At 69.7% G+C, this 18,274-nt stretch carries 21 protein-coding genes; 9 read left to right on the forward strand and 12 right to left on the reverse strand.

The genetic code is table 11. The annotated features are described in order from the left end of the window. Positions 1-62: 62 nt before the first annotated feature. Together NOV86_RS05165 and NOV86_RS05170 are read right to left on the reverse strand one after the other, a co-directional pair. Complete coding sequence (locus tag NOV86_RS05165; RefSeq protein WP_267640192.1) at positions 63-638, reverse strand: peroxiredoxin; 576 nt, start codon at positions 636-638, stop codon at positions 63-65. Between the two features lie 59 nt (positions 639-697). Then, positions 698-1,951, reverse strand: a complete 1,254-nt coding sequence (locus NOV86_RS05170; protein WP_267640194.1) for a hypothetical protein — start codon at positions 1,949-1,951, stop codon at positions 698-700. 123 nt (positions 1,952-2,074) lie between these two features. Here NOV86_RS05170 and NOV86_RS05175 point away from each other — a divergent pair, with 123 nt between their 5' ends. Further along, positions 2,075-3,031, forward strand: coding sequence for a hypothetical protein (locus NOV86_RS05175; protein WP_267640195.1), 957 nt, complete (start codon positions 2,075-2,077; stop codon positions 3,029-3,031). 1 nt (position 3,032) lies between these two features. On the opposite strand, the gene NOV86_RS05180 is transcribed toward NOV86_RS05175, so the two are convergent. Both NOV86_RS05180 and NOV86_RS05185 read right to left on the reverse strand, forming a co-directional pair. Beyond that, the gene (locus NOV86_RS05180) at positions 3,033-4,091 is read right to left on the reverse strand and encodes a dipeptide epimerase (RefSeq protein WP_267640196.1); all 1,059 of its coding nucleotides are present in this window, start codon (positions 4,089-4,091) and stop codon (positions 3,033-3,035) included. Further along, positions 4,091-5,128 carry an N-acetyltransferase DgcN family protein gene (locus NOV86_RS05185; RefSeq protein WP_267640197.1) on the reverse strand — a complete coding sequence of 346 codons (1,038 nt, stop codon included), beginning with the start codon at positions 5,126-5,128 and terminating at the stop codon, positions 4,091-4,093. The genes NOV86_RS05180 and NOV86_RS05185 overlap by 1 nt, the downstream gene beginning before the upstream one ends. Before the next feature lie 87 nt (positions 5,129-5,215). Between NOV86_RS05185 and NOV86_RS05190 the strand changes: the two genes are divergently transcribed. The 4 genes from NOV86_RS05190 (at position 5,216) to NOV86_RS05205 (ending at position 9,093) form a co-directional block, all read left to right on the forward strand. Beyond that, positions 5,216-5,926, forward strand: a complete 711-nt coding sequence (locus tag NOV86_RS05190) for a helix-turn-helix domain-containing protein (protein ID WP_267640198.1) — start codon at positions 5,216-5,218, stop codon at positions 5,924-5,926. A 105-nt stretch (positions 5,927-6,031) separates the two neighbouring features. After that, positions 6,032-7,432: an APC family permease gene (locus tag NOV86_RS05195; RefSeq protein WP_267640199.1), complete on the forward strand. Its 1,401-nt coding sequence runs from the start codon at positions 6,032-6,034 to the stop codon at positions 7,430-7,432. Then, positions 7,425-8,621 (forward strand): M20 family metallopeptidase, encoded by a 1,197-nt coding sequence (locus NOV86_RS05200; RefSeq protein ID WP_267640200.1) that lies wholly within the window; start codon positions 7,425-7,427, stop codon positions 8,619-8,621. Before NOV86_RS05195 ends, NOV86_RS05200 begins: the two co-directional genes overlap by 8 nt. Before the next feature lie 100 nt (positions 8,622-8,721). After that, positions 8,722-9,093 carry a DUF7344 domain-containing protein gene (locus tag NOV86_RS05205; protein WP_267640201.1) on the forward strand — a complete coding sequence of 124 codons (372 nt, stop codon included), beginning with the start codon at positions 8,722-8,724 and terminating at the stop codon, positions 9,091-9,093. A gap of 233 nt (positions 9,094-9,326) precedes the next feature. On the opposite strand, the gene NOV86_RS05210 is transcribed toward NOV86_RS05205, so the two are convergent. Further along, the gene (locus NOV86_RS05210; protein WP_267640203.1) at positions 9,327-9,602 is read right to left on the reverse strand and encodes a Sec-independent protein translocase subunit TatA/TatB; all 276 of its coding nucleotides are present in this window, start codon (positions 9,600-9,602) and stop codon (positions 9,327-9,329) included. A 219-nt stretch (positions 9,603-9,821) separates the two neighbouring features. Between NOV86_RS05210 and NOV86_RS05215 the strand changes: the two genes are divergently transcribed. After that, positions 9,822-10,862, forward strand: a complete 1,041-nt coding sequence (locus NOV86_RS05215) for a DNA-methyltransferase (RefSeq protein WP_267641709.1) — start codon at positions 9,822-9,824, stop codon at positions 10,860-10,862. A gap of 21 nt (positions 10,863-10,883) precedes the next feature. Here the strand turns inward: NOV86_RS05215 and NOV86_RS05220 are convergent, their stop codons facing one another. Continuing rightward, entirely contained in the window at positions 10,884-11,486 is a 603-nt protein-coding gene (locus tag NOV86_RS05220) for a YIP1 family protein (RefSeq protein ID WP_267640204.1), read from the reverse strand. Continuing rightward, positions 11,487-12,074, reverse strand: a complete 588-nt coding sequence (locus tag NOV86_RS05225; RefSeq protein WP_267640205.1) for a thymidine kinase — start codon at positions 12,072-12,074, stop codon at positions 11,487-11,489. It abuts the gene before it with no gap. 161 nt (positions 12,075-12,235) lie between these two features. Between NOV86_RS05225 and NOV86_RS05230 the strand changes: the two genes are divergently transcribed. Beyond that, the gene (locus NOV86_RS05230; RefSeq protein WP_267640206.1) at positions 12,236-12,946 is read left to right on the forward strand and encodes a hypothetical protein; all 711 of its coding nucleotides are present in this window, start codon (positions 12,236-12,238) and stop codon (positions 12,944-12,946) included. Positions 12,947-12,950: 4 nt separating this feature from the next. Here NOV86_RS05230 and NOV86_RS05235 read toward each other — a convergent pair whose 3' ends face one another. The 3 genes from NOV86_RS05235 to NOV86_RS05245 form a co-directional block, all read right to left on the reverse strand. After that, complete coding sequence (locus NOV86_RS05235) at positions 12,951-13,529, reverse strand: NADPH-dependent FMN reductase (protein ID WP_267640208.1); 579 nt, start codon at positions 13,527-13,529, stop codon at positions 12,951-12,953. A gap of 37 nt (positions 13,530-13,566) precedes the next feature. Beyond that, positions 13,567-14,343 (reverse strand): helix-turn-helix transcriptional regulator, encoded by a 777-nt coding sequence (locus NOV86_RS05240; protein ID WP_267640209.1) that lies wholly within the window; start codon positions 14,341-14,343, stop codon positions 13,567-13,569. A 78-nt stretch (positions 14,344-14,421) separates the two neighbouring features. Continuing rightward, on the reverse strand, positions 14,422-15,342 hold the full coding sequence (locus tag NOV86_RS05245) for an HhH-GPD family protein (RefSeq protein WP_267640211.1): 921 nt from the start codon (positions 15,340-15,342) through the stop codon (positions 14,422-14,424). 168 nt (positions 15,343-15,510) lie between these two features. Between NOV86_RS05245 and NOV86_RS05250 the strand changes: the two genes are divergently transcribed. Both NOV86_RS05250 and NOV86_RS05255 read left to right on the forward strand, forming a co-directional pair. Then, positions 15,511-15,837: a ribbon-helix-helix protein gene (locus NOV86_RS05250; protein WP_267640212.1), complete on the forward strand. Its 327-nt coding sequence runs from the start codon at positions 15,511-15,513 to the stop codon at positions 15,835-15,837. Positions 15,838-15,912: 75 nt separating this feature from the next. Next, the gene (locus NOV86_RS05255; protein WP_267640213.1) at positions 15,913-16,551 is read left to right on the forward strand and encodes a dienelactone hydrolase family protein; all 639 of its coding nucleotides are present in this window, start codon (positions 15,913-15,915) and stop codon (positions 16,549-16,551) included. Positions 16,552-16,578: 27 nt separating this feature from the next. Here the strand turns inward: NOV86_RS05255 and NOV86_RS05260 are convergent, their stop codons facing one another. After that, positions 16,579-16,983, reverse strand: a complete 405-nt coding sequence (locus NOV86_RS05260; RefSeq protein ID WP_267640214.1) for a hypothetical protein — start codon at positions 16,981-16,983, stop codon at positions 16,579-16,581. Positions 16,984-17,066: 83 nt separating this feature from the next. Continuing rightward, a complete protein-coding gene (locus NOV86_RS05265) occupies positions 17,067-18,218 on the reverse strand; it encodes a thiolase family protein (RefSeq protein WP_267640215.1) in 1,152 nt (383 codons plus the stop codon). Positions 18,219-18,274 lie beyond the last annotated feature (56 nt).

Genomic DNA, 18,274 nt, shown 5'->3' on the forward strand with positions numbered 1-18,274 from the left:
ACCATAAATATAGTTTGCCTAACTGTTACCCGAATCCGACCCACTTTCGGTCGGCCGGCGGCTCAGAAACTCCAGTCGTCGTCGCCGAAGCCCTCGCGTTCCTCGGCGGGTCGCGGCTGCAACTCGGCGTCCTCCAGTTCCTGCCGGACCGCCCGGTAGACCTCCTCGACCGGGGGAGTGTCCATCGTCGGGTCCAGCGGGTGCTCGCCGACCCACTTGTAGCGGACGGTACGGTCGCGGTCGATGAGGAAGCACGACCGTTTCGACCGGGGGAACAGTTTGAACGTGCGGTACTTCACGTCGAACGCCTCGGCGAGGTCGAGTTCGGGGTCGGAGATGAGGGGGAAGTCCAGCCCGAACGTCGACATGAAGGTCTTGTGCGTCAGCGGGCGGGACTTGCTCGCGCCGACGATCTGGACGTTGCCCTCGGCGTCGTCGAACCAGTCGTAGTCGCGGAACTCGCACCACTCGCCGGTGCAGTCCGGCGTGAAGTCGTTCGTGTAGAAACACAGCAGTACGGGTGCCTCGTCCAGGAGGGTCGAGAGGCGGGTCTGTTCGGTCCCGCCGCCGGGTCGGACGAGGGGGGCGACGAACTCGGGGGCCGTGTCGCCGACTGCGAGCCCCGACGCATCACTCATGGGTGGAAGTGTGGGCTTGCACGAATATACGTTTCGGCAACGTGTCGAGGGTGAGTCACTCAGAGCGGGTTGGCCAGCGCCCACACGTCCGCGGTCGGGTCGAGGTTGCACGGTTCGGTCCCACGCTCGGTGACGATACCGGCGTGATAGAGCATCGCCTTCAGCTGGAAGGTCGTGCCGGACTGGTAGACCGAGCCGTCGGCGAGGGCGTCCTCGACCAGCGTCCCGTCGTCGCGGAGGACGCGGCGGCGCGCCTCGTCCCGGCTGCTCACGAACAGTTCGACTGCGAAGGAGGGGTGTCGCTCGTACACGTCGCGCACGAGCTGGCGGAGCGTCGGCTTCCGGACACCGTCGTCGTGCAGCCGCTGGAGTTCGGTGACGAGCAGGCTCGTCGCCGGGTACTCGAAGACGACCTGGCGGGCGAGCTGGGCCCAGCGCGGAGCGACCGCGGTGAACCGCTTGCGCGAGCGCTTCCAGTCGGCGAAGGCCCGGAGTGCGTCACCCACGTCGCCGTACTCCCGCATGGCGAACCGGACGACCTCCGCGCCGAGCGGTGTCAGCTCCGGCTCTGGCGCGCCAGCAGGTTGCTCGACCAGTCCGAGGAACGCGGCGCCCCGGCGTGCCCCGTCGGTGGCGCCGACGACGTGTTCGGCCACCAGGTCGTCTGTCGGGCCGTCGAGGTGGACCGCCAGCGGGTACGCGAGGTAGTTCTTCGGGTGGTTGAGGTCGAAGGACTGGTCGGCGACGCCCTGGGCGGTCGCCTGGAACCGCAGGGCGGTCGTGGCACTGGTCGACTGCGCGCCGACGACGTGGGGCACCTCCAGCGGGGTGACGTTCCCGTCGGCGTCGACCCCGAGCACGCCGACGTTGAGGTCGCGGGCGAGCATCTGGGTCCCCGTGGTGATGGCCGCGGTCGGGGCCGCGAGGTAGGCCACGTTCGCGTCGGTCAGGCGGTCGTGCGCCTGGACGACGCCGCGCTCGGTGTCGACCCGGCCGTCGCCGCGGTAGCCCTTCGCCTCGACCGCGACCAGGGGCGTCCGCGTCTCGTCGTCGAGGCCGGAGACGAGCGCCTCGTCCAGTGGGCCGACGCCGACGAGGTCGGGATAGCCCGAGCCGACGCGCACGTGGTTGAACGGCGAGAGGGCGTCGCGGGTGGCTGGGTCGACCGGTTCGTCCTCGCGCCACGCGTCCATCGTGAACTGGGTGTCGACGACGGCGTAGGCCTCGGCCTCCTCGCGCTCGGGGAACAGCGACCGCTTCGCGTGCGAGAGCACGACCGGTTCGCTCAACTGTGTGGGGGACCCGACGGACATCTTCCAGCTCGGCTACGACCGGTGGGGTCAAGAAACGCCCGGCGACGCGGTGGCGAGTGTACCCCGGCACCCACCGTGCCAGACACCCACACGGTTAAGAGCACCTGCCCGCTAGAGACGCTGATGGCCCAGGGGAGCGACGACGGCACCGAGCCGCGCCTCGGCCCACGCGACCGGGAGCGACTGGCGGCGATCCGCGGCTGTGACAGCCTCGCCGACCTCCGACGGCTCACCGGCGCAGCCGACGAACACGAGGCGTACTTCGCGGCGAAGGACGAGTGGACGACCCTCCGGGCACGCGAACTGGCGACCCGCGAGGGGTCGTCGGGGCTGCCCGGGACCCGCGTCACGGTCGCCGGCCACGACTTCCACGTCCACGGCATCACCCACGCCGGGACGGAGGCGGAACGGGCCTACCTGCGCGAGCACATCGCCCCGGCGGTCGAGGACGGCGCGGTCGTCTACTGCGAGCAGGGCGTCCGCCAGCTCTACTTCGCCGACCTCGGCGTCTGCGAGATGGACGACTACCGGTGGGCGATGGCCGAGTGCGCCGCCCGCGGCCTCGACTCCCACGCGGACGACCTCCTGCCCCTCACGTTCGACCGGGTGCGGGCCGAACTCCAGTCGCTGGCGGACCGGTTCCGGGCGGCGACGTTCGAACTCATCCACGACCACGGGGGGCGGGACGGGGCTGACTTCCGGCGGGCGCTCGGCGACGTGGCCTCCGAGTTCCTCTTGAGCCACGAGGACCTCGGGACGGGAGCGGGGTTCGAGGCGTTCCGGAAGAACCGGCAGGCCGCGACGGACCCGACCCGGCTCGCCGACCTCCAGCGCTACTACGAGACGGCGTTCCTCCCACAGCCTCTCGAACGCGAGTGGTTGCGCCGGCACGACCCGGAGCTGGAGCTGGTGACCCACGCCCGCAACGAGCGCATGGCCGACTACGCGGTCTACCACAACGAGGAGGCGACGGAGGTCCGGCTGGTGGTCGGTGCAGCCCACCAGCCGGGGGTCCGGTACTACCTGGAGCAGTTCCGCGACGGGGACCGGACGGTCGAGGGGTTCGAACTGGTCGAGTAGGTTACTGGACGCTGGCCGGGTCCACACCGTGGCCCGGGCCGGTCACCGGAATCTCGGGGCCGCGGTCGCGCTCGACCACGTCCGTCTCCAGCAACTGGTTCCCGTCGAGGTCGACGTGCGAGAAGCCGCCGAACCCCGAGACGACGTGGGCGCTCGTCCGGATGCCGACCGCGCTCTCGAGCATACAGCCGACCATCAGGTCCACGTTCGCGGCCCTGGCGATGCCGGCGATGTCGGCGGCCCCGAGGACGCCCGACTTGCCCAGTTTCACGGTGAACACGTCGGCCGCCTCCTCGCGGACGAGCCGGACCGCGTCGGCGGGCGAGAAGAGGCTCTCGTCGGCGGCGACCGGGACCGGGAGCCGGTCGCGGGTGCGCGCCAGTCCGGCCACGTCGTCGGCCGGGACGGGCTGTTCGACCAGGTCGATGGTGACGCCGCGCTCTCCGAGGCGGTCGACGAAGCGGGCCGACTCCTTCGGCGTCCAGCCCTGGTTGGCGTCGACCGTGAGCGTCGCCCCTGGGGCCTCGTCGGCGACAGCGACGACGCGCTCGACGTCCCGGTGGACGTCGGTCCCGACCTTCACCTTCAGCGCCGAGAACCCCTCCGTGACCGCTCTCGCGGCCCGGCGCCCGGCCTCGTCGGGCTCGCAGATGCCGATGGTCAGGTCGGTCTGGACCGCCCCGGGCGCGCCGCCGAGCAGTTCAGACAGGGGTAGCTCGCGTTCGCGGCAGTAGGCGTCGAGGATGGCGGTCTCCAGCGCGAACGTGGCCGAGACCATGCCGGGGAACGTCCGGCGAATCCGAGAGACGAGGGTCCGGTAGTCGGCGACGGACTCGCCCTCGACGAGGTCGCCCGCGGCCCGGGCCGTCGCGAGGGCGGCCTCGCGGGTCTCCCCGGTGACGTGTGGGTCCGGGTTGCAGTCGCCGACGCCGACGACGCAGTTCTCCGTCTCCACGAAGACCGCGACGTTCTCCGCCGCGTGCTGGGTTCCCAGGGCGATCTCGAAGGGCTCGCGGAGGGGCAGGTCCAGCGGTTCGACGGAGACGCGTTCGATTCGCATCACAGGACCTCTCGCACGGCGTCGAGAAGGGCCTTCGGGCCGCCCTCGTGGTAGACGTTCGCAGCCGGGACCGCGTAGTCGAGCTCGGCCGGGTCGCCCCACGTCGAGACGGCGGCGACGGTCGCGTCCGACAGCGACTCGATGCGCTCGGCCTCGTCAGCGACCGACGGGACCGGGAACTGCTCGAAGTCCTCGCGGCGCTCGCGGGCCGGCTCGTCCACGAGGACGACGGCGTCGGGCCACGCGCCCTGCAGTAGCCCCATCGTGACGCCGGCGTAGGCGCGATGGGAGAGCGCGGCCTGGCCCTCGACGAAGACGAGGTCGTGGTCCGCGGCGACCGCACAGACCATGTCCTCGACGACGCCGGAGGTGAAGTCCGCGGGCACGCGGTCGACGACGACGCCGCGGTGGGCGCCGACCATGACGCCGGTCTGGCCCGTCGCGACCCAGCCCGCGTCCAGGCCCGCCTCGCGGGCCGCCCGGTACAGTTCGAAGGTCGTCGTGCGCTTGCCGACGGCGCAGTCGGTCCCCATCGTGAGCACCACGTCGGCGTCCACGTCGTCGACCCTGCCGTCACCGACGCGCAGGTCCGAGGCGGGCGGGGACTTGCGCACGTCGTAGAGCGAGACGCCGTGGTCCTCGGCGAGGGCCTGCCAGTCGGGGTCGTCCGAGAGGAACGTGTGCAGGCCGGAGACCACGTCACAGCCCGCGCGGATGGCGTCCTCGATGTCGTCGACCCACGCCTCCGGCAGTTGCCCGCCGGCCGGCGCGACGCCGATGACGAGTGCGCCAGCCTCCGGGGCGTGCTCCAGGGCGTCTTCGACCGAGGCGACGATGGGGACCTCTGGCACGTCGTCACGCCCGAGGACCTCGCCGGTCTGCTGGCCGGCGCGCGTCGAGTCCACGACGACCCGGGCATCGAACAGTTCGCTGTGCATGACGACCCCGTTGGCCGTCTTGCCGTGCGGCGTGCCGAACTCGCCCTCGGCGAGCACGATGGCCGGGGCCGGCACGTCGAAGTCGCTCCGTAAGTCCATGCGACTGGGTGACAGTTTCGCCCCGCTTAGCACCCCTCCCTCTCATGGAAGGTAGCCTTTTCCCGTTGCACAGAGAGCACTGGACACATGGGCAGTCGAGGGTCGGAGGCAGCGGCAGGGAACGACACCGGTGTCCGGGTGACACTGGACATCTGGCATCCGCGGTGCTGGACGCTCCAGGTGACCGACGCGACAGACGGTGGGCTCCTCGGCCACGGGGTCCACACCATCGAGGGGCAGGCGACCGGCCGGTTCACGGCCTACGGCGACACGACCGCGGCGGTCGACGAGTTGCTCGCCGCGATCGACGCCAACGACCTCACGGACTCGGTCTGGGAGACCGACGCCCACGGGTCGTACCCCGACCTCGTGGACGGGAACGCCAGCCGGGGCATCGTCGTCGAGTACGACATCGAGAACAGCATCAACGACGCGCTCGTGGCCCGCGGGTTCATCCCGGACGAGCCGGTCCGGATGTTCGACGGGCGCGAGTACTGGACCGTCCTGGTGAACGAGTCCCGCGCGACCGTCCACGAGCGCATCGAGGAGGTCCGCGAGGCGATGGACGCCGACGTGCGCGTCGAACTCATCACCGCCCCCTCGTCGGGGACGGGCATGTTCCAGACGGACGACCTCTCCGAGCGCCAGCGCGAGGTGTACGAACTCGCCCGTACCGAGGGGTACTACAGCTGGCCGCGCGAGGTCAGCGCCGGCGACCTCGCCGACGAACTCGACGTGTCGAAGGCGACACTGCTCGAACACCTGCGCAAGGCCGAGGCGAAGCTCCTGGGCGGCTGAACCGGCGCAGCTGCCGGCCGGGCAGCCGGGTCGTGGGTCGCCGTCCGGGGCGCCCCTCTCATCCTAGGTACCGGGCATATGCCGAATATTACCACATGACAGTGTATGTCATCCGCACAGCAGCGAGACGACAACAGTCTCTCGCGCGACATCGGATTGTTCGGGGCGATAAGCACCGTCGTGGCCGGCACACTCGGCGCCGGCCTGTTCGTCACGCTCGGCACCGCGTCGAAGACGACCGGGCCGAGCGTCGTCCTCGTCGTCATCGTCTCCGGCATCCTCGCGATGAGCATCGCGACGAACTACTCCTGGATGGCGACCATCTTCCCGGGCGCCGCCGGGTCCTACGCCTACATCTCGCGGACGTTCGACAGTCGGCTGCCGGGCTTCCTGGTGACGTGGTCGAAGTGGCTCGGGTACATGGCAGCCGACGCCGTCCTCGCCATCGGGTTCGGGTCGTACCTGCAGGTGTTCTACCCGGCGGTCGACCCCGCACTCGCCGGGTTCGGCCTGCTCACCGTCCTGTTCCTCGTCAACCTCGTCGGCTCGAAGGGGTACAGCGTCTCCCAGAACGTCATCTTCGGCGTCCTGATGCTGTCCATCCTCGTGCTCGTCGTCCCCGGGTCGGCGAGCGTCGACGCGACGAACTACCAGCCGTTCTTCACCGGCGGCTTCGACGGGTTCGTCGCCGCCGCGGTCCCGCTGTTCTACGCGTACATCGGCATCGCGGTCGCGGGCCAGATGGGCGCCGAGGTGAAGAACCCGTCCCGGAACCTCCCGCTCGCGATGGCCGGCGGGACGGCCATCCTCATCGTGCTGTACGTCTGGACCGCCGCCGTCATCTACGGCGTCGTCGGCGACTACACCGTCCTCGCGGGCTCCGAGCGCCCCCTGGCGACCGCCGCCGAGGCGTTCCTCGGTGACATCGGGACCGCGGTCGTCGCCTTCGGTGGGCTGCTCGCGACCGCCTCCAGCGTCCACGCCGTCATGGCCGCCGGCATCAAGATGCCGTACTCCTGGGCGTGGGACGAGGTGTTCCCGAAGCAGTTCGTCGCCACCAGCGACCGGTTCGGGACGCCGCACTACTCGCTGTTCACGCTGTACGTCGTCGCCTCGGCCCTGACGTTCTGGAGCACGGGGCTGAGCCAGGCGCTCGCCATCGCGACGTTCAGCTACCTCATCGCGTACTGTACCGTCTCCATCACGATGCTGTACGTGCTGGCGAAGCGGCCCGACCTCGCCGAGGAGGCCGGCTTCGACCTCGGTCTCGGGCTGTACGCCAGCGGGCTGCTGGCCTCCCTCGGGGCTGGCGCGCTCATCACCCAGGCGTACAAGGGCTCGATGACCGTCTACGTCCCGTGGATGCTCGTCGGTGGTGCCATCTTCTACTACTACTACTCCCGCGGACAGGCGGACGACACCGACGTCGAGGCCATCCTCGACACGCTGCCGGGCGTCCCGTCGAAGGAGCACGACCCGAACGTCAGCGGGGTGACCGATGACTGAGGCGTCCGTCGACCCCGGGGAGACCATCGACCTGCTGCAGGACCTCGTGCAGATCCCCAGTCCGTACTTCGAGGAGCACGAGTGCGCCGAGTTCGTCCACGGGTGGCTCGACGAGCGCGGGCTGGAGCCCGAGTACCACCACGTCTCGGAGCCGGACATCACCGAGTACGAGGGCGACAACGTCGTCGCCCGGTTAGAGGGCAGTGACCCCGAGGCCCCGACGCTCCTGCTCAACGCCCACATGGACACGGTGAAACTCGTCGAGGCGTGGGAGGAGGACCCCTGCTCGGGCCGCATCGAGGACGGGAGACTGTACGGCCAGGGCTCGTGCGACATGAAGGGCGGCCTCGCGGCCGTCATGGTCGCCTTCGCCGAACTCGCCGAGCGCGACCTGAAAGGCGACGTGTTGCTCACGGCGGTCGTGGACGAGGAGGGCCCCTACGGCCTCGGGACCGACCGGCTCATCCGCGACGGCTACACCGACGACGTGGACATGGCGGTCGTCACCGAACCCGGCCCCATCCTCGCCCAGGAGGACCTCTCGAACCCGGCACTCCTGCTCGGGGCCCGCGGCCGGTTCCTCTACGACGTGACGGTCACGGGCACGGCCGCCCACGGCTCGCAGCCCTACAAGGGCACGAACGCGGTCGTCGACGCCGGGAAGGTCGCCGACGCGCTGAACGACCTGGCGGTCGGCTCGCACCCGAAACTCGGCGAGGGCTCGACCTGCCCGCTGCTGCTCGACGGCGGCAGCCAGACCCTCTCGGTGCCCGAGCAGGCCCGGCTGATGGTCGACAGGCACGTGGTCGTCGGCGAGACCGAGGAGGACGTGCGGGCCGACGCCGAGGACGCCATCGCGGCCCTCGACATCGAGAGCGAGGTCGAGGTGAACTTCCGCGAGGCACCCGACCCCGGCATCACGTACGGCCCCTACGTGACCGACGAGGACCACCCCCTCGTGGGGGCGCTCCAGCAGGCGTCCCGGGACGTGACCGGCGAGGACCCCGAGATCGGCTACTTCGCCAGCGTCGGGGACTTCAACTACCTCGGCGACCGGGCCGACCTCCCGACCGTCATCGTCGGCCCCGACGGCGAGAACATCCACGGCGCCGGCGAGTTCGTCTACACCGACGAGGTCGTCGAGGTCGCGGACATGCTCGTGGCGGCGGGCGAGGAGCTGCTCGCCTGACCCACGTCCCCACAGCCCCGTGAGTAGTTAGCACGTACCACTTGGCTGCCTGTACATACAAAGCACCGTGTGAATGCAGATTCGCCCGGAACGAAGAGGCATGCCGACGCTGGACAGGTCGACGGAGGGGGGACTCGAAGCCGAATGGGAAGCGGTCGAGCACGCGCTCGACTCGCCGGCGCGACGACGCGTGCTGTCCTATCTCGAACAGGCCCGGGAGCCGGTCGACCTCGACGAACTGGCCGAGTACGTCGCCAAGCACACGACAGGGCCGGAGTCGAACCTGTGGGGGGTCCACGACACCTACACCGAGCTTCGCTGGGTCCACCTCCCCGAACTCGCGAAGGCAGACCTCATCGCGTGGGAACCCGACGACGACACCGTCGAACTCGACGCGTACGCGATGGACCTGCCACTCTTCTCACCACTGAGCGACCGGGTCGTCCGGACCGACGGCGAGCAGTGGCACTGACACGGTGAGCCTACCGCCGGGGCCCGACGCGGGCCACCGCAGCGCGGTTCCCGGTGTCCGGTCGGCGGTCCGCGAGGTCTGGAGCACCTGCTCGAAGTCCTCGACCACGAGGCTCGACGGTCGCTCCTGTCGCTTTCTAGTATGTGACATCCGTCCGTGTACCGACGAGTTGGTATACAGTCGTGCGGTGATACCCGGTCCCGGATACCGTCCGAAAAAGCGCTCGTCTCGAATCAGGCCGGGGACGCGTCCGAGTCGGTCTCGGTCTCTTTCTCGACGTCCTCGGTCTCGACCTCGGCGGTCTCCGTCTCCGTCCCCATGGCCTTCGATTTGCTCTCTTCGAGCTCTCGCTCGATCTCCTCGCGACCCTTCTGGAACTCGCCCATTGCCTCACCGCTCGCGCGCGCCAGCTTCGGAAGCTTGTCCGCCCCGAAGAGGAGTATCACGAGCAGGAAGACGACGATGAGCTCAGGGCCGCCGATCCCCCCGATAAACAGCGGTATTGTCATAATCCTATCACCCTCAGATACGCCGGCAGAGGAGATAAGCATATTGGGTATATGATAGCTTTCCTGCCTGTTCGCTAACGTGACGGATGCTCCCGGTAGGTGACCCGAACCGGGAGCACGGCGACGGCCGATACCGGTTCCACCCCGACGCGTCCCCGCGCCGTGTCGGGATGCACACCTTTACGTCGCGGACCGTGTAACCGCGAGATGACCCACGCGATGGAGAGCCAACACGTCTGTACGGTCGGCGACGCCCGCGAGATGGCCGCGGTCGACGACGAAGCGGTCGACCTCGTGGTCACGTCGCCGCCCTACCCGATGATAGAGCTGTGGGACGACGCCTTCGCCGACCTGAACCCAGCCATCGGCGAGGCGCTCGCGGCGGGCGACGGCGACCGGGCGTTCGACCTGATGCACGCGGAACTGGCAGCCGTCTGGGACGAACTGGCGCGGGTCGTCCGGCCGGGCGGCATCGTCTGCATCAACGTCGGCGACGCCACCCGGAGCGTCGACGGCCACTTCTCGCAGTACCCGAACCACGCCCGCATCGTCGAACACCTCACGGACCGCGGCTTTCGCCCCCTGCCGGACGTCCTCTGGCGCAAGCCGACGAACAAGGCGAGCAAGTTCATGGGCTCGGGGATGCTCCCGACCAACGCCTACGTCACCCTCGAACACGAGTACGTCCTCGTCTTCCGCAAGGGCGAGGACACCCGGCGGTTCGAACCCGGCAGCGAGCGCCGCTACGAGAGCGCGTACTTCTGGGAGGAGCGCAACGAGTGGTTCTCCGACGTCTGGACCGACATCGCCGGGACCGTCCAGACCCGCCACGTCGACGACGCGGTCCGGGACCGCTCTGCGGCCTATCCCCTGGCCATCCCGTACCGGCTCGTCAACATGTACTCCATCTACGGCGACACCGTGCTGGACCCGTTCTGGGGGACCGGCACGACGACGCTCGCCGCGATGCTCGCCGGCCGGGACTCCATCGGGTACGAACTCGACCCCGGGATGGCGGCCGCGTTCGACGACCGCCTGACGGGCCTGCCGGAACGGTCGGCCGCGGTCGTCGACCGCCGGCTGACGGCCCACCGCGAGTTCGTCGACGAACGCCGCGACGCCGGCGACGAGCCCGGCTACGAGGCCGAACACTACGACTTCCCGGTCGTGACGAAACAGGAGAAGGAGATACGCTTCTACGAGGTCGAGGACGTCGAGGAGACGGCATCGGGCTACCGCGTCACCCACGAACCGCGATAGCCGGCGGTTCGGGTCGCGGCCTCAGATGATGTACCACTGCCGCAACAGCACGCCGATGGCGTCGAAGGCCCGGAAGCCGAGCCCGAACGCCAGACTGGCCGGAATCGCACCGGCGAGCGCGGCGCGCTTCCAGTGCAGGTCGTGTCGCACCATCAGACCGAGCACCAGCAGCGTCCCCGCCCAGATGCCGAGTAGGGCCCGCAGGCGCGGGTCCGGAACCCCGGCGAACAGGCAGGGCGCGCTGGCGTAGCCGACGACCTGGACCGTCTCGCTGACGCCCGCACGCCTGCTCGCGAGTGGCATCAGGATGAGCGTCTGCAGCGCCGCGATAAGGTGCAGCGCCGCGGGCGTCACCAGCAACACGGCGAGCGCCAGCCAGAGCGTGGCCGACAGCGCCTCGCTCCCGGCGACGACGGGGTAGGCGTCGGGGACCAGCGCGAACCGGATGGCCTCCTCGAAGAGGACGACGACCATGGCGAACACCAGCCCCGGGGCCTGGTCGCCGGGGGCGACGCCCGTCTCGAAGAAGCGCGTCGGCCGGACCACGACCTCGACCCAGGCCCGCGCCAGGGCGACCGGTCCGCGGTCACGCCCGCCTTCCGGGTTCTCGGTCCACTGCGTCATCTAGTCGCTCCGGAGGACGTGGCAGTTCCGACAGCGCGCCTCGTAGGACTCGTCGGCACCGACGAGGATGGTGGGGTCGTCCTCGTGGGCCGGGTCCCCGTCGACGAGTCGCTGGTTCCGGGTGGCCGGCTCGCCACACTTCGCACAGATGGCCTGGAACTTCTCGACGTACTCGGCCATCGCCATCAGCTGGGGCACGGGGTCGAAGGGCTCGCCGCGGTAGGTCTGGTCGAGCCCCGAGACGAGGACTCGCCGGCCGTCGTCGGCGAGGTACTCGCAGACGTCGACGAGGGTGGAATCGAAGAAGTTCGCCTCGTCGATGGCGACGACCTGCTCGCCGTTGAGGTGGTCGAGGAGGTCCCAGACGGCCTCGCCCTCGGAGTCGATGGCGATAGCCTCCCAGGACCGGCCCTCGTGCGAGCCGACGGTGTCCTCGCCGTAGCGGTCGTCGAGCGCCGGTGTGAAGACGGCGACCTCCTGTCCAGCGATCTCGGCGCGTCGGAGGCGACGGAGCATCTCCTCCGTCTTCCCGGAGAACATGCTCCCCGTGATGACCTCCACCCACCCACTGTTCGTGATGGCGTGCATAGGTGATGTGCCCGGGTCGGGGGCGGAAAAGGGTTGCTGATTCCCGGAACGACGGCGGGGCCCCGGACTCCCGGAGCCGGGCGAATTCCAGGGTTTCGGGGCCGTTACGTCCTAACGTAGAGTCAATAGTTACCATCGCTCGCGGCGTACTCATCAGTGAAATGGGGGTATTCCGTGCACTCAGGCTACTGGGGGGACTGTTCACGTTCACGGTCGTCGAGGTCGTCGCGCTCGGCCTCTGGCTCGCGCTCGTGCTCGAAGAACCGCTGCTCGTCGACCGGCTGCCGGCGACCGCGCCCGACCCGGCCATCCTCGCCGGGGCCGCCCTCGTCGTCGGGCTGTTCCTCGAAGGGTTCGTCAACGACCTCACGGTCAACGGTATCCGACTCCGCATCCCGGTCCACCGGCTCGCGCTGTTCTCGATAACGGAGGCGGTCATCTGGGTCGTCTGGCTCCGCATCGCCCAGACAGTCGGCGGGGTGCAGGGTATCGCGCTCGCGGGTGTCTTCCTCGCCGTCGTCTTCGTGCCACAGCACACCGTCGAGGACAACGTGCTCCGGGGGAAGGGCGTCCTCTCGCGCCTCTTCGCGGTCGGGACAGTGAGCTTCAGCCTCGTCGAGGCGGTCGGTGCGACCATCTGGCTCGTCTTCGTCCTCGAACCCGAGGCCGCGCTGGCGAAGGTCCCGGTGGCCGTCCAGACCGCCATGCCCGCGCTCCTGCTCGACTACCTCGCGGTGGTCGGGCTGGCGGTCCTCGCGCTCTTCCTGCTGCTCGAGCATACCATCGCACTGCGGTTCGGGCTCCGACAGGCACCCGGGGAGAAGTCGGTCCGGCAGGCCGTCCTGGAGTCGCTGGAGTCGGGGTCGGACTGACTGCTCACTCCGCGCCGACGTTCTCCTGGCTCTCGAAAGAGGCCGGGTCCGGCTCGATGTTCGCGTACTGCACCGCCCGCTCCCCGAGCGTGCGGACCCGCCGCTCCAGACCCTCGTCGAGCAGTTCGTCCTCCGCGAAGGCGCTGTGGGCGCTCGGGATGACGGCCTGGTGGGGGATGACCCACGCGTTCAGCGCCCGGCAGACCGACCGGAGGTGCTCCAGGGCCGTCACCGGGAAGCTCCCGCCCGCGACCGCGAGCAGGCCCACCGTCTTGTCCTCGAACTCGTCGAAGCCACAGTAGTCCAGGGCCGTCTTCAGCGGCGAGGAGTACGAGCCGTGGTACATCGGCGTCCCGAGGACGACCGCGTCGGCGTCCCGCACCGTCGCCGCGAGCCTCTCGGCGTCGCCCACGTCGTCCGCGTCGGCGTCGTACACCGGCAGGTCGTACTCCCGGAGGTCGACCAGTTCGGTCGAGGCGCCGCGGTCCTCGGCCGAATCGAGGACGTACCGGAGTGCCTTGCGCGTGTAACTCCCGTCTCTGAGGCTGCCACAGATGGCGATGACGTGCGTGTCGGTGGACATGCGCCGACCCACGGACTGGGCGGATAAATAGCTACAGCTAGAGCTGGAACGCGGTCGCCTGCTCGCGGAAGTGCTCGAACCGGGACTCCGCCCACCGGACCGCCTCCTCGCTGGTGTTGCGGACCATCGCCTGCAGGCCGCTGTCGGTGTAGGCCCCGAAGCTCGCCTCCTCGGTGCCGTCCTCGTGTTCGACGACGAGGATACCGTGTGGCGGCAGTTCGTCGATCTGGTAGAAGGTGACGTACTCGGGGACCTCGCGGTCCATGTACTCCGCGTAGGTCGTCGCGAGTTCCATGTACACGTCCGGCGTGAAGATCAGCTCGACGGCCATGCCGGAGTCGTGGATGCGCTCGTCGAAGACCTCGACGTAGGCGCCGTGGGCCGCCGGCGAGACGCCCCGGACCCGGACCGCGTCGGAGACCATGTCGACGGTCTCCTGCATCGGCCGGTCCGGGGCGTGGATGTCCGCGGTGGTGAGGTCGCCGCCGACCAGCATCGCCGGGTCGACGAGGTCGCCGTCGGGCAGCATCGCCAGGATCTCCTCGGCCGAACAGATGGCGTCTGCCTTGCGTTCGAACTCGCGGAACTGCTCGTACAGCAACTCGCCGACGGTCGTCAGTTCGTAGCCGTCACAGCCACGCTCGACGAGGCCGGCGACCTCGAGTTCGCGGACCGCCCGGTCGACGGTCGACCGGGCCACGTCGCAGTCCTCTGCCAGCGCCGGCTTCTCCCTGGGCGCGTCGTGCAGCGAGGCGACGAAGCGCCGCCGCTTCGAGAGCATCGTCATCACGTCCGACACCGATGACCCACCCATATCCCCCCAGAGTAGGGCGATTGACATACCTATTATGGTACATGGTGGCCAATAGCGGCCACGATTGCCGGCCGACGGTCAGCGCTGGAGGTCGACGCGTTCCGCCTCGTCGTCGACCGAGACGAGGCCGTCGTCGGCGAGGTCCGAGAGCAGACCGCGCAGCCACTCCCGGCCGTACTCCCCGTTGGCCGAGTAGTCCACCCGAACCCGGTGGCCGAGCGTGTCGAACTCGAGTTCGCCGTGTTCGCGCAGGGCGGAGACGATGCGCCCGCGGAACTGCCGGCGGGAACCCTCGAAGCTCGGCTGTGTCGGCACGTCGGGGGCGGTGAAGTCGTTCGTCTCGTAGGCGTGACACACCGCCCGCCAGGGACAGCCCGCCTCGTCGCATTTGGGCGTCTTCTCGCAGGCGACGCCGCCGAGTTCCATGATGGCGTTGTTCCACACCCGCGACTCGCCAGCGGGCATGAGTGCCGAGGCAGCCCACTCGAAGACCGAATCGTCGTCCGGCGCGTCGAAGGCGCGGTACAGCACGCGTTTGACGTTCGTGTCGACGACCGCGTCGCCGTTGTTGAACGCGAAGGAGGCGACCGCGTTGGCGGTGTAGGGGCCGACGCCCATCAGCTCCTGCAGTTCGCCGGGGGACTCCGGGAAGGCGCCGTCGTACTCCGTGACCACCTGCTGGGCGGCCTCGTGGAGGTACTTCGCGCGGTTGTTGTAGCCGAGGGAGTGGTCGGTCCAGAAGCCGACCACGTCGGCGCGGTCGGCCGTGGCCAGCGCCTCGACGGTCGGCCACTCGTCGAGGAAGTCGTGCCAGGCGGCCTCGACGCGCTCCAGTTGCGTCTGCTGGCTCATCACCTCGGAGACGAGGATCGCGTAGGCGTCGTCGGTCTCGCGCCAGGGGAACTGGCGGTGGTCCGCCTCGTACCACTCGATGAGGTCGCGCTGGACGGCTTCGAGGCTCACGTCGGCCGGGAACGACCAGTCGTCGGACTCGGTCATCTGTCGTGGGTCGCTTGGGAACTGGCGGGTTTATCGGTGCTGGTTCCGGTCGTGGTGGGCGGTGCTGACGCCGACGCCGGTCGCGGTGCCGGGCCCGGTCGGCGTCGCATGGAGGTGCTCCGACAGAACACGAAACGGGCTTCCGTCCCCGGCCCCAGAAACCACCCGATGAGCGACCTCGAGAAACTGCAGATGGACGTCTCGGCGGCCTACGACGACCTCGACGACCTCGAGCTGGACTTCGACCGCGAGACGCGGACGGAGCTGGCGATGCTCCAGACCGCCCTCGGCACCGGCCAGCCCGAGGACCTGCTCCAGCGCGCGGTCCACATGCTGTTCCAGTCGACCGTCGACACCGGCAAGCTCGACTTCCACCTGCGCTCGGAGTACGACGTGACCTACGACGAGTACCTGAGCGGGATGACCTTCGACGAGATGACGGGCCAGAACGCCTTCCCGCAACAGCCCGACGACGACCGTCGCTACCAGTTCTGAGGCGGACCCACCCCCTCAAGACGAGGTGGACACCCCAAGGTCCGATTTCATCCGCGTATCCGTCGAACTAGCCGTATGGCCATCGAACCACGCCGGCTGGTGGAGATACCCGTCGGCGACGTGAAACTGCCGGGAGAGCTTCGGATTCCGGACGACGCGACCGGGCTGGTCGTGTTCGCCCACGGGAGCGGCAGCAGCCGCCGGAGTCCCCGCAACAACGCGGTCGCGGACAAGCTCCGCGAGCACGGGCTGGGCACGCTCCTGTTCGACCTGCTCACGCCCGAGGAGGACATCGACAACGAGGCCCGCTTCGACATCGCGTTGCTGACGGACCGGCTGGTCGCGACGACCGACTGGCTGGCCGACCACGACGACGCGGGCGGCCTCCCCGTCGGCTACTTCGGGTCGAGCACCGGCGCGGCGGCGGCGCTCCGGGCGGCCGCCCGGCGTCCCGAGGTCGCCGCAATCGTCTCCCGCGGCGGCCGGGTCGACATGGCGGCGGAGGCCGTCCCGGACGTGACCGCGCCGACCCTGCTCATCGTGGGGGGCGAGGACGAGCAGGTCCACCGGCTCAACCAGGAGATATTCGAGCAACTGGACTGCGACAAGGAACTGGCCGTGGTGCCGAAGGCGGGTCACCTCTTCCAGGGCCCCGGGCAACTGGAGGAGGTCACCGCACTGGCGATGTCGTGGTTCGACCGGCACTTCGCGTGACCGGGCCGAGCCCGCCGCGGTGACGGCTCACTCCACGCAGCCGTCGCCGGTGTTCTCGACGACCGGGACGCCGCCCTCGCCGGTCGCCAGGAGCGTCCGGAACCGTTTCTCGTTGCAGCCCGAGAGTTCCCAGCGGTAGCTCGTCTCCCAGCCCTCACCGACGACCCGGACCTCGTAGGGGCCGCCGGTGTTGTCGAACCGGGTGGTGTCGCTGGTGCTCGCGGGGACCGTCTCCGCGACCTCGTCGAGGAGTTGCCCGCCCTCGCGGAGTTCCACGGTCACGGACACCGTGTCGTCGGTCTGGTTGGTCACCTCGACGAAGAGGGTCCCGGCGGGCGTCCCGTTCAGGGTGCCGGAGAAGGTACAGCCCGCGAGCCCGGCCGCGAGTGGAACGGCTGCGGCCCGCAGGAGATGGCGGCGCGAGAGCGTCATGCAGCTAGTATCGCTTCGTGAACACATCAATGTGCCGTGGCTCGTGCTCGCAGCCGGATGCAGTCCGGCGATTCGGGGGAGCCCTAGCGTTCGAGCAGCATCGCGATACCGCCGCCCCCACCGATGCTCATGCCGACCACGCCGTAGCGCTCCCCGGCGTCGTAGAGGGCGTGGGCGAGGCTGGTCGCCAGCATCCCGCCGGAGGCGCCGATGGGGTGGCCCAGCGCGATGGCCCCGCCGCGGGGGTTGAGCTGTTCGGGCGAGAGGTCGAGGCGGTCGCGGACGTACAGCATCTGGGCGGCGAACGCCTCGTTGAGTTCGAGGTGGGCCACGTCCGCTGGTGTGAGGCCGTTGCCCGTCAGGAGGGTCTCGACGGCGTCCGCCACCGCCATGCCGAACCACTCGGGTTCGCGGTAGGCGACCGCGTAGTCGACGACCCGGGCGAGGGGTTCGCCGAGGCCCGCGGCGGCCGCCTCGCTGGCGAGCAGGACGACGCCCGCGCCGTCACTCAGGTCCGAGGCGGTCCCCGCGGTGATGGTGCCGCCGAAGGCCGGCGGGAGGTCCGCGAGTGCGTCCAGCGAGGTGTCGGCCCGGGGACCGTGGTCCCGTGCGACCGGCCCGTCTGGCGTCTCGACCGGGACGAGTTCCGCGTCGAACAGTCCGGACTCGACCGCCGCGGCGGCCCGGCGATGGCTCTCCAGGGCGTACTCCTCCTGGGCCGACCGCGGGACGTCGAAGCGGTCGACCAGTCGCTCGGTCAGGACCCCCATGTGGGCGTCCTCGGTCTCGTCCCAGAGGGCGTCGCGGATCATCGAGTCGACCAGCGTCGCGTCGCCCAGCCGGGTGCCGGTCCGCAGGCCCGACAGGGTGTGTGGCGCGTTCGACATCGACTCGAACCCGCCGGCGACGACGAGGTCGCCCCGGCCGGCCGTGATGTGGTCGAAGCCGTGCGCGATGGCCCGCAGGCCGGAGCCCGAAGCCTCGTTCACGGTGGTCACGGGGACCGCTGCCGGGAGGCCCGCGGCGAGGGCGACCTGCCGGCCGGGGACCTGCCCGAGCCCGGCCTGTATCGCGTTCCCGAGGACGACCCAGTCGAGCGTTCCGGGGTCGACACCTGTGCGGTCGACGAGGCCCGAGACGGCGGTCGCGCCGAGGTCGATGGCGGAGACGGCAGCCAGCGCGCCGAGGTAGTCACCGTGGGGCGTTCGCGCACCGTCGACGAGGACGACACTCATGCCGCATGCAGAGGCGTCCAGCGGAGAAAACCAGCTAGCCGGGATGAGACAGGGTC

This window comes from Haloarchaeobius amylolyticus, from assembly GCF_026616195.1.
Classification (GTDB): Archaea; Halobacteriota; Halobacteria; order Halobacteriales; family Natrialbaceae; genus Haloarchaeobius; species Haloarchaeobius amylolyticus.

Excerpts from the sequence above, each read along its gene's own strand:
- NOV86_RS05165 (WP_267640192.1), bottom strand. The coding sequence starts at position 638 with ATGAGTGATGCGTCGGGGCTCGCAGTCGGCGACACGGCCCCCGAGTTC.
- NOV86_RS05170 (WP_267640194.1), bottom strand. The coding sequence starts at position 1,951 with ATGTCCGTCGGGTCCCCCACACAGTTGAGCGAACCGGTCGTGCTCTCG.
- NOV86_RS05175 (WP_267640195.1), top strand. The coding sequence starts at position 2,075 with ATGGCCCAGGGGAGCGACGACGGCACCGAGCCGCGCCTCGGCCCACGC.
- NOV86_RS05180 (WP_267640196.1), bottom strand. The coding sequence starts at position 4,091 with ATGCGAATCGAACGCGTCTCCGTCGAACCGCTGGACCTGCCCCTCCGC.
- NOV86_RS05185 (WP_267640197.1), bottom strand. The coding sequence starts at position 5,128 with ATGGACTTACGGAGCGACTTCGACGTGCCGGCCCCGGCCATCGTGCTC.
- NOV86_RS05190 (WP_267640198.1), top strand. The coding sequence starts at position 5,216 with ATGGGCAGTCGAGGGTCGGAGGCAGCGGCAGGGAACGACACCGGTGTC.
- NOV86_RS05195 (WP_267640199.1), top strand. The coding sequence starts at position 6,032 with ATGTCATCCGCACAGCAGCGAGACGACAACAGTCTCTCGCGCGACATC.
- NOV86_RS05200 (WP_267640200.1), top strand. The coding sequence starts at position 7,425 with ATGACTGAGGCGTCCGTCGACCCCGGGGAGACCATCGACCTGCTGCAG.
- NOV86_RS05205 (WP_267640201.1), top strand. The coding sequence starts at position 8,722 with ATGCCGACGCTGGACAGGTCGACGGAGGGGGGACTCGAAGCCGAATGG.
- NOV86_RS05210 (WP_267640203.1), bottom strand. The coding sequence starts at position 9,602 with ATGACAATACCGCTGTTTATCGGGGGGATCGGCGGCCCTGAGCTCATC.
- NOV86_RS05215 (WP_267641709.1), top strand. The coding sequence starts at position 9,822 with ATGGAGAGCCAACACGTCTGTACGGTCGGCGACGCCCGCGAGATGGCC.
- NOV86_RS05220 (WP_267640204.1), bottom strand. The coding sequence starts at position 11,486 with ATGACGCAGTGGACCGAGAACCCGGAAGGCGGGCGTGACCGCGGACCG.
- NOV86_RS05225 (WP_267640205.1), bottom strand. The coding sequence starts at position 12,074 with ATGCACGCCATCACGAACAGTGGGTGGGTGGAGGTCATCACGGGGAGC.
- NOV86_RS05230 (WP_267640206.1), top strand. The coding sequence starts at position 12,236 with ATGGGGGTATTCCGTGCACTCAGGCTACTGGGGGGACTGTTCACGTTC.
- NOV86_RS05235 (WP_267640208.1), bottom strand. The coding sequence starts at position 13,529 with ATGTCCACCGACACGCACGTCATCGCCATCTGTGGCAGCCTCAGAGAC.
- NOV86_RS05240 (WP_267640209.1), bottom strand. The coding sequence starts at position 14,343 with ATGGGTGGGTCATCGGTGTCGGACGTGATGACGATGCTCTCGAAGCGG.
- NOV86_RS05245 (WP_267640211.1), bottom strand. The coding sequence starts at position 15,342 with ATGACCGAGTCCGACGACTGGTCGTTCCCGGCCGACGTGAGCCTCGAA.
- NOV86_RS05250 (WP_267640212.1), top strand. The coding sequence starts at position 15,511 with ATGAGCGACCTCGAGAAACTGCAGATGGACGTCTCGGCGGCCTACGAC.
- NOV86_RS05255 (WP_267640213.1), top strand. The coding sequence starts at position 15,913 with ATGGCCATCGAACCACGCCGGCTGGTGGAGATACCCGTCGGCGACGTG.
- NOV86_RS05260 (WP_267640214.1), bottom strand. The coding sequence starts at position 16,983 with ATGACGCTCTCGCGCCGCCATCTCCTGCGGGCCGCAGCCGTTCCACTC.
- NOV86_RS05265 (WP_267640215.1), bottom strand. The coding sequence starts at position 18,218 with ATGAGTGTCGTCCTCGTCGACGGTGCGCGAACGCCCCACGGTGACTAC.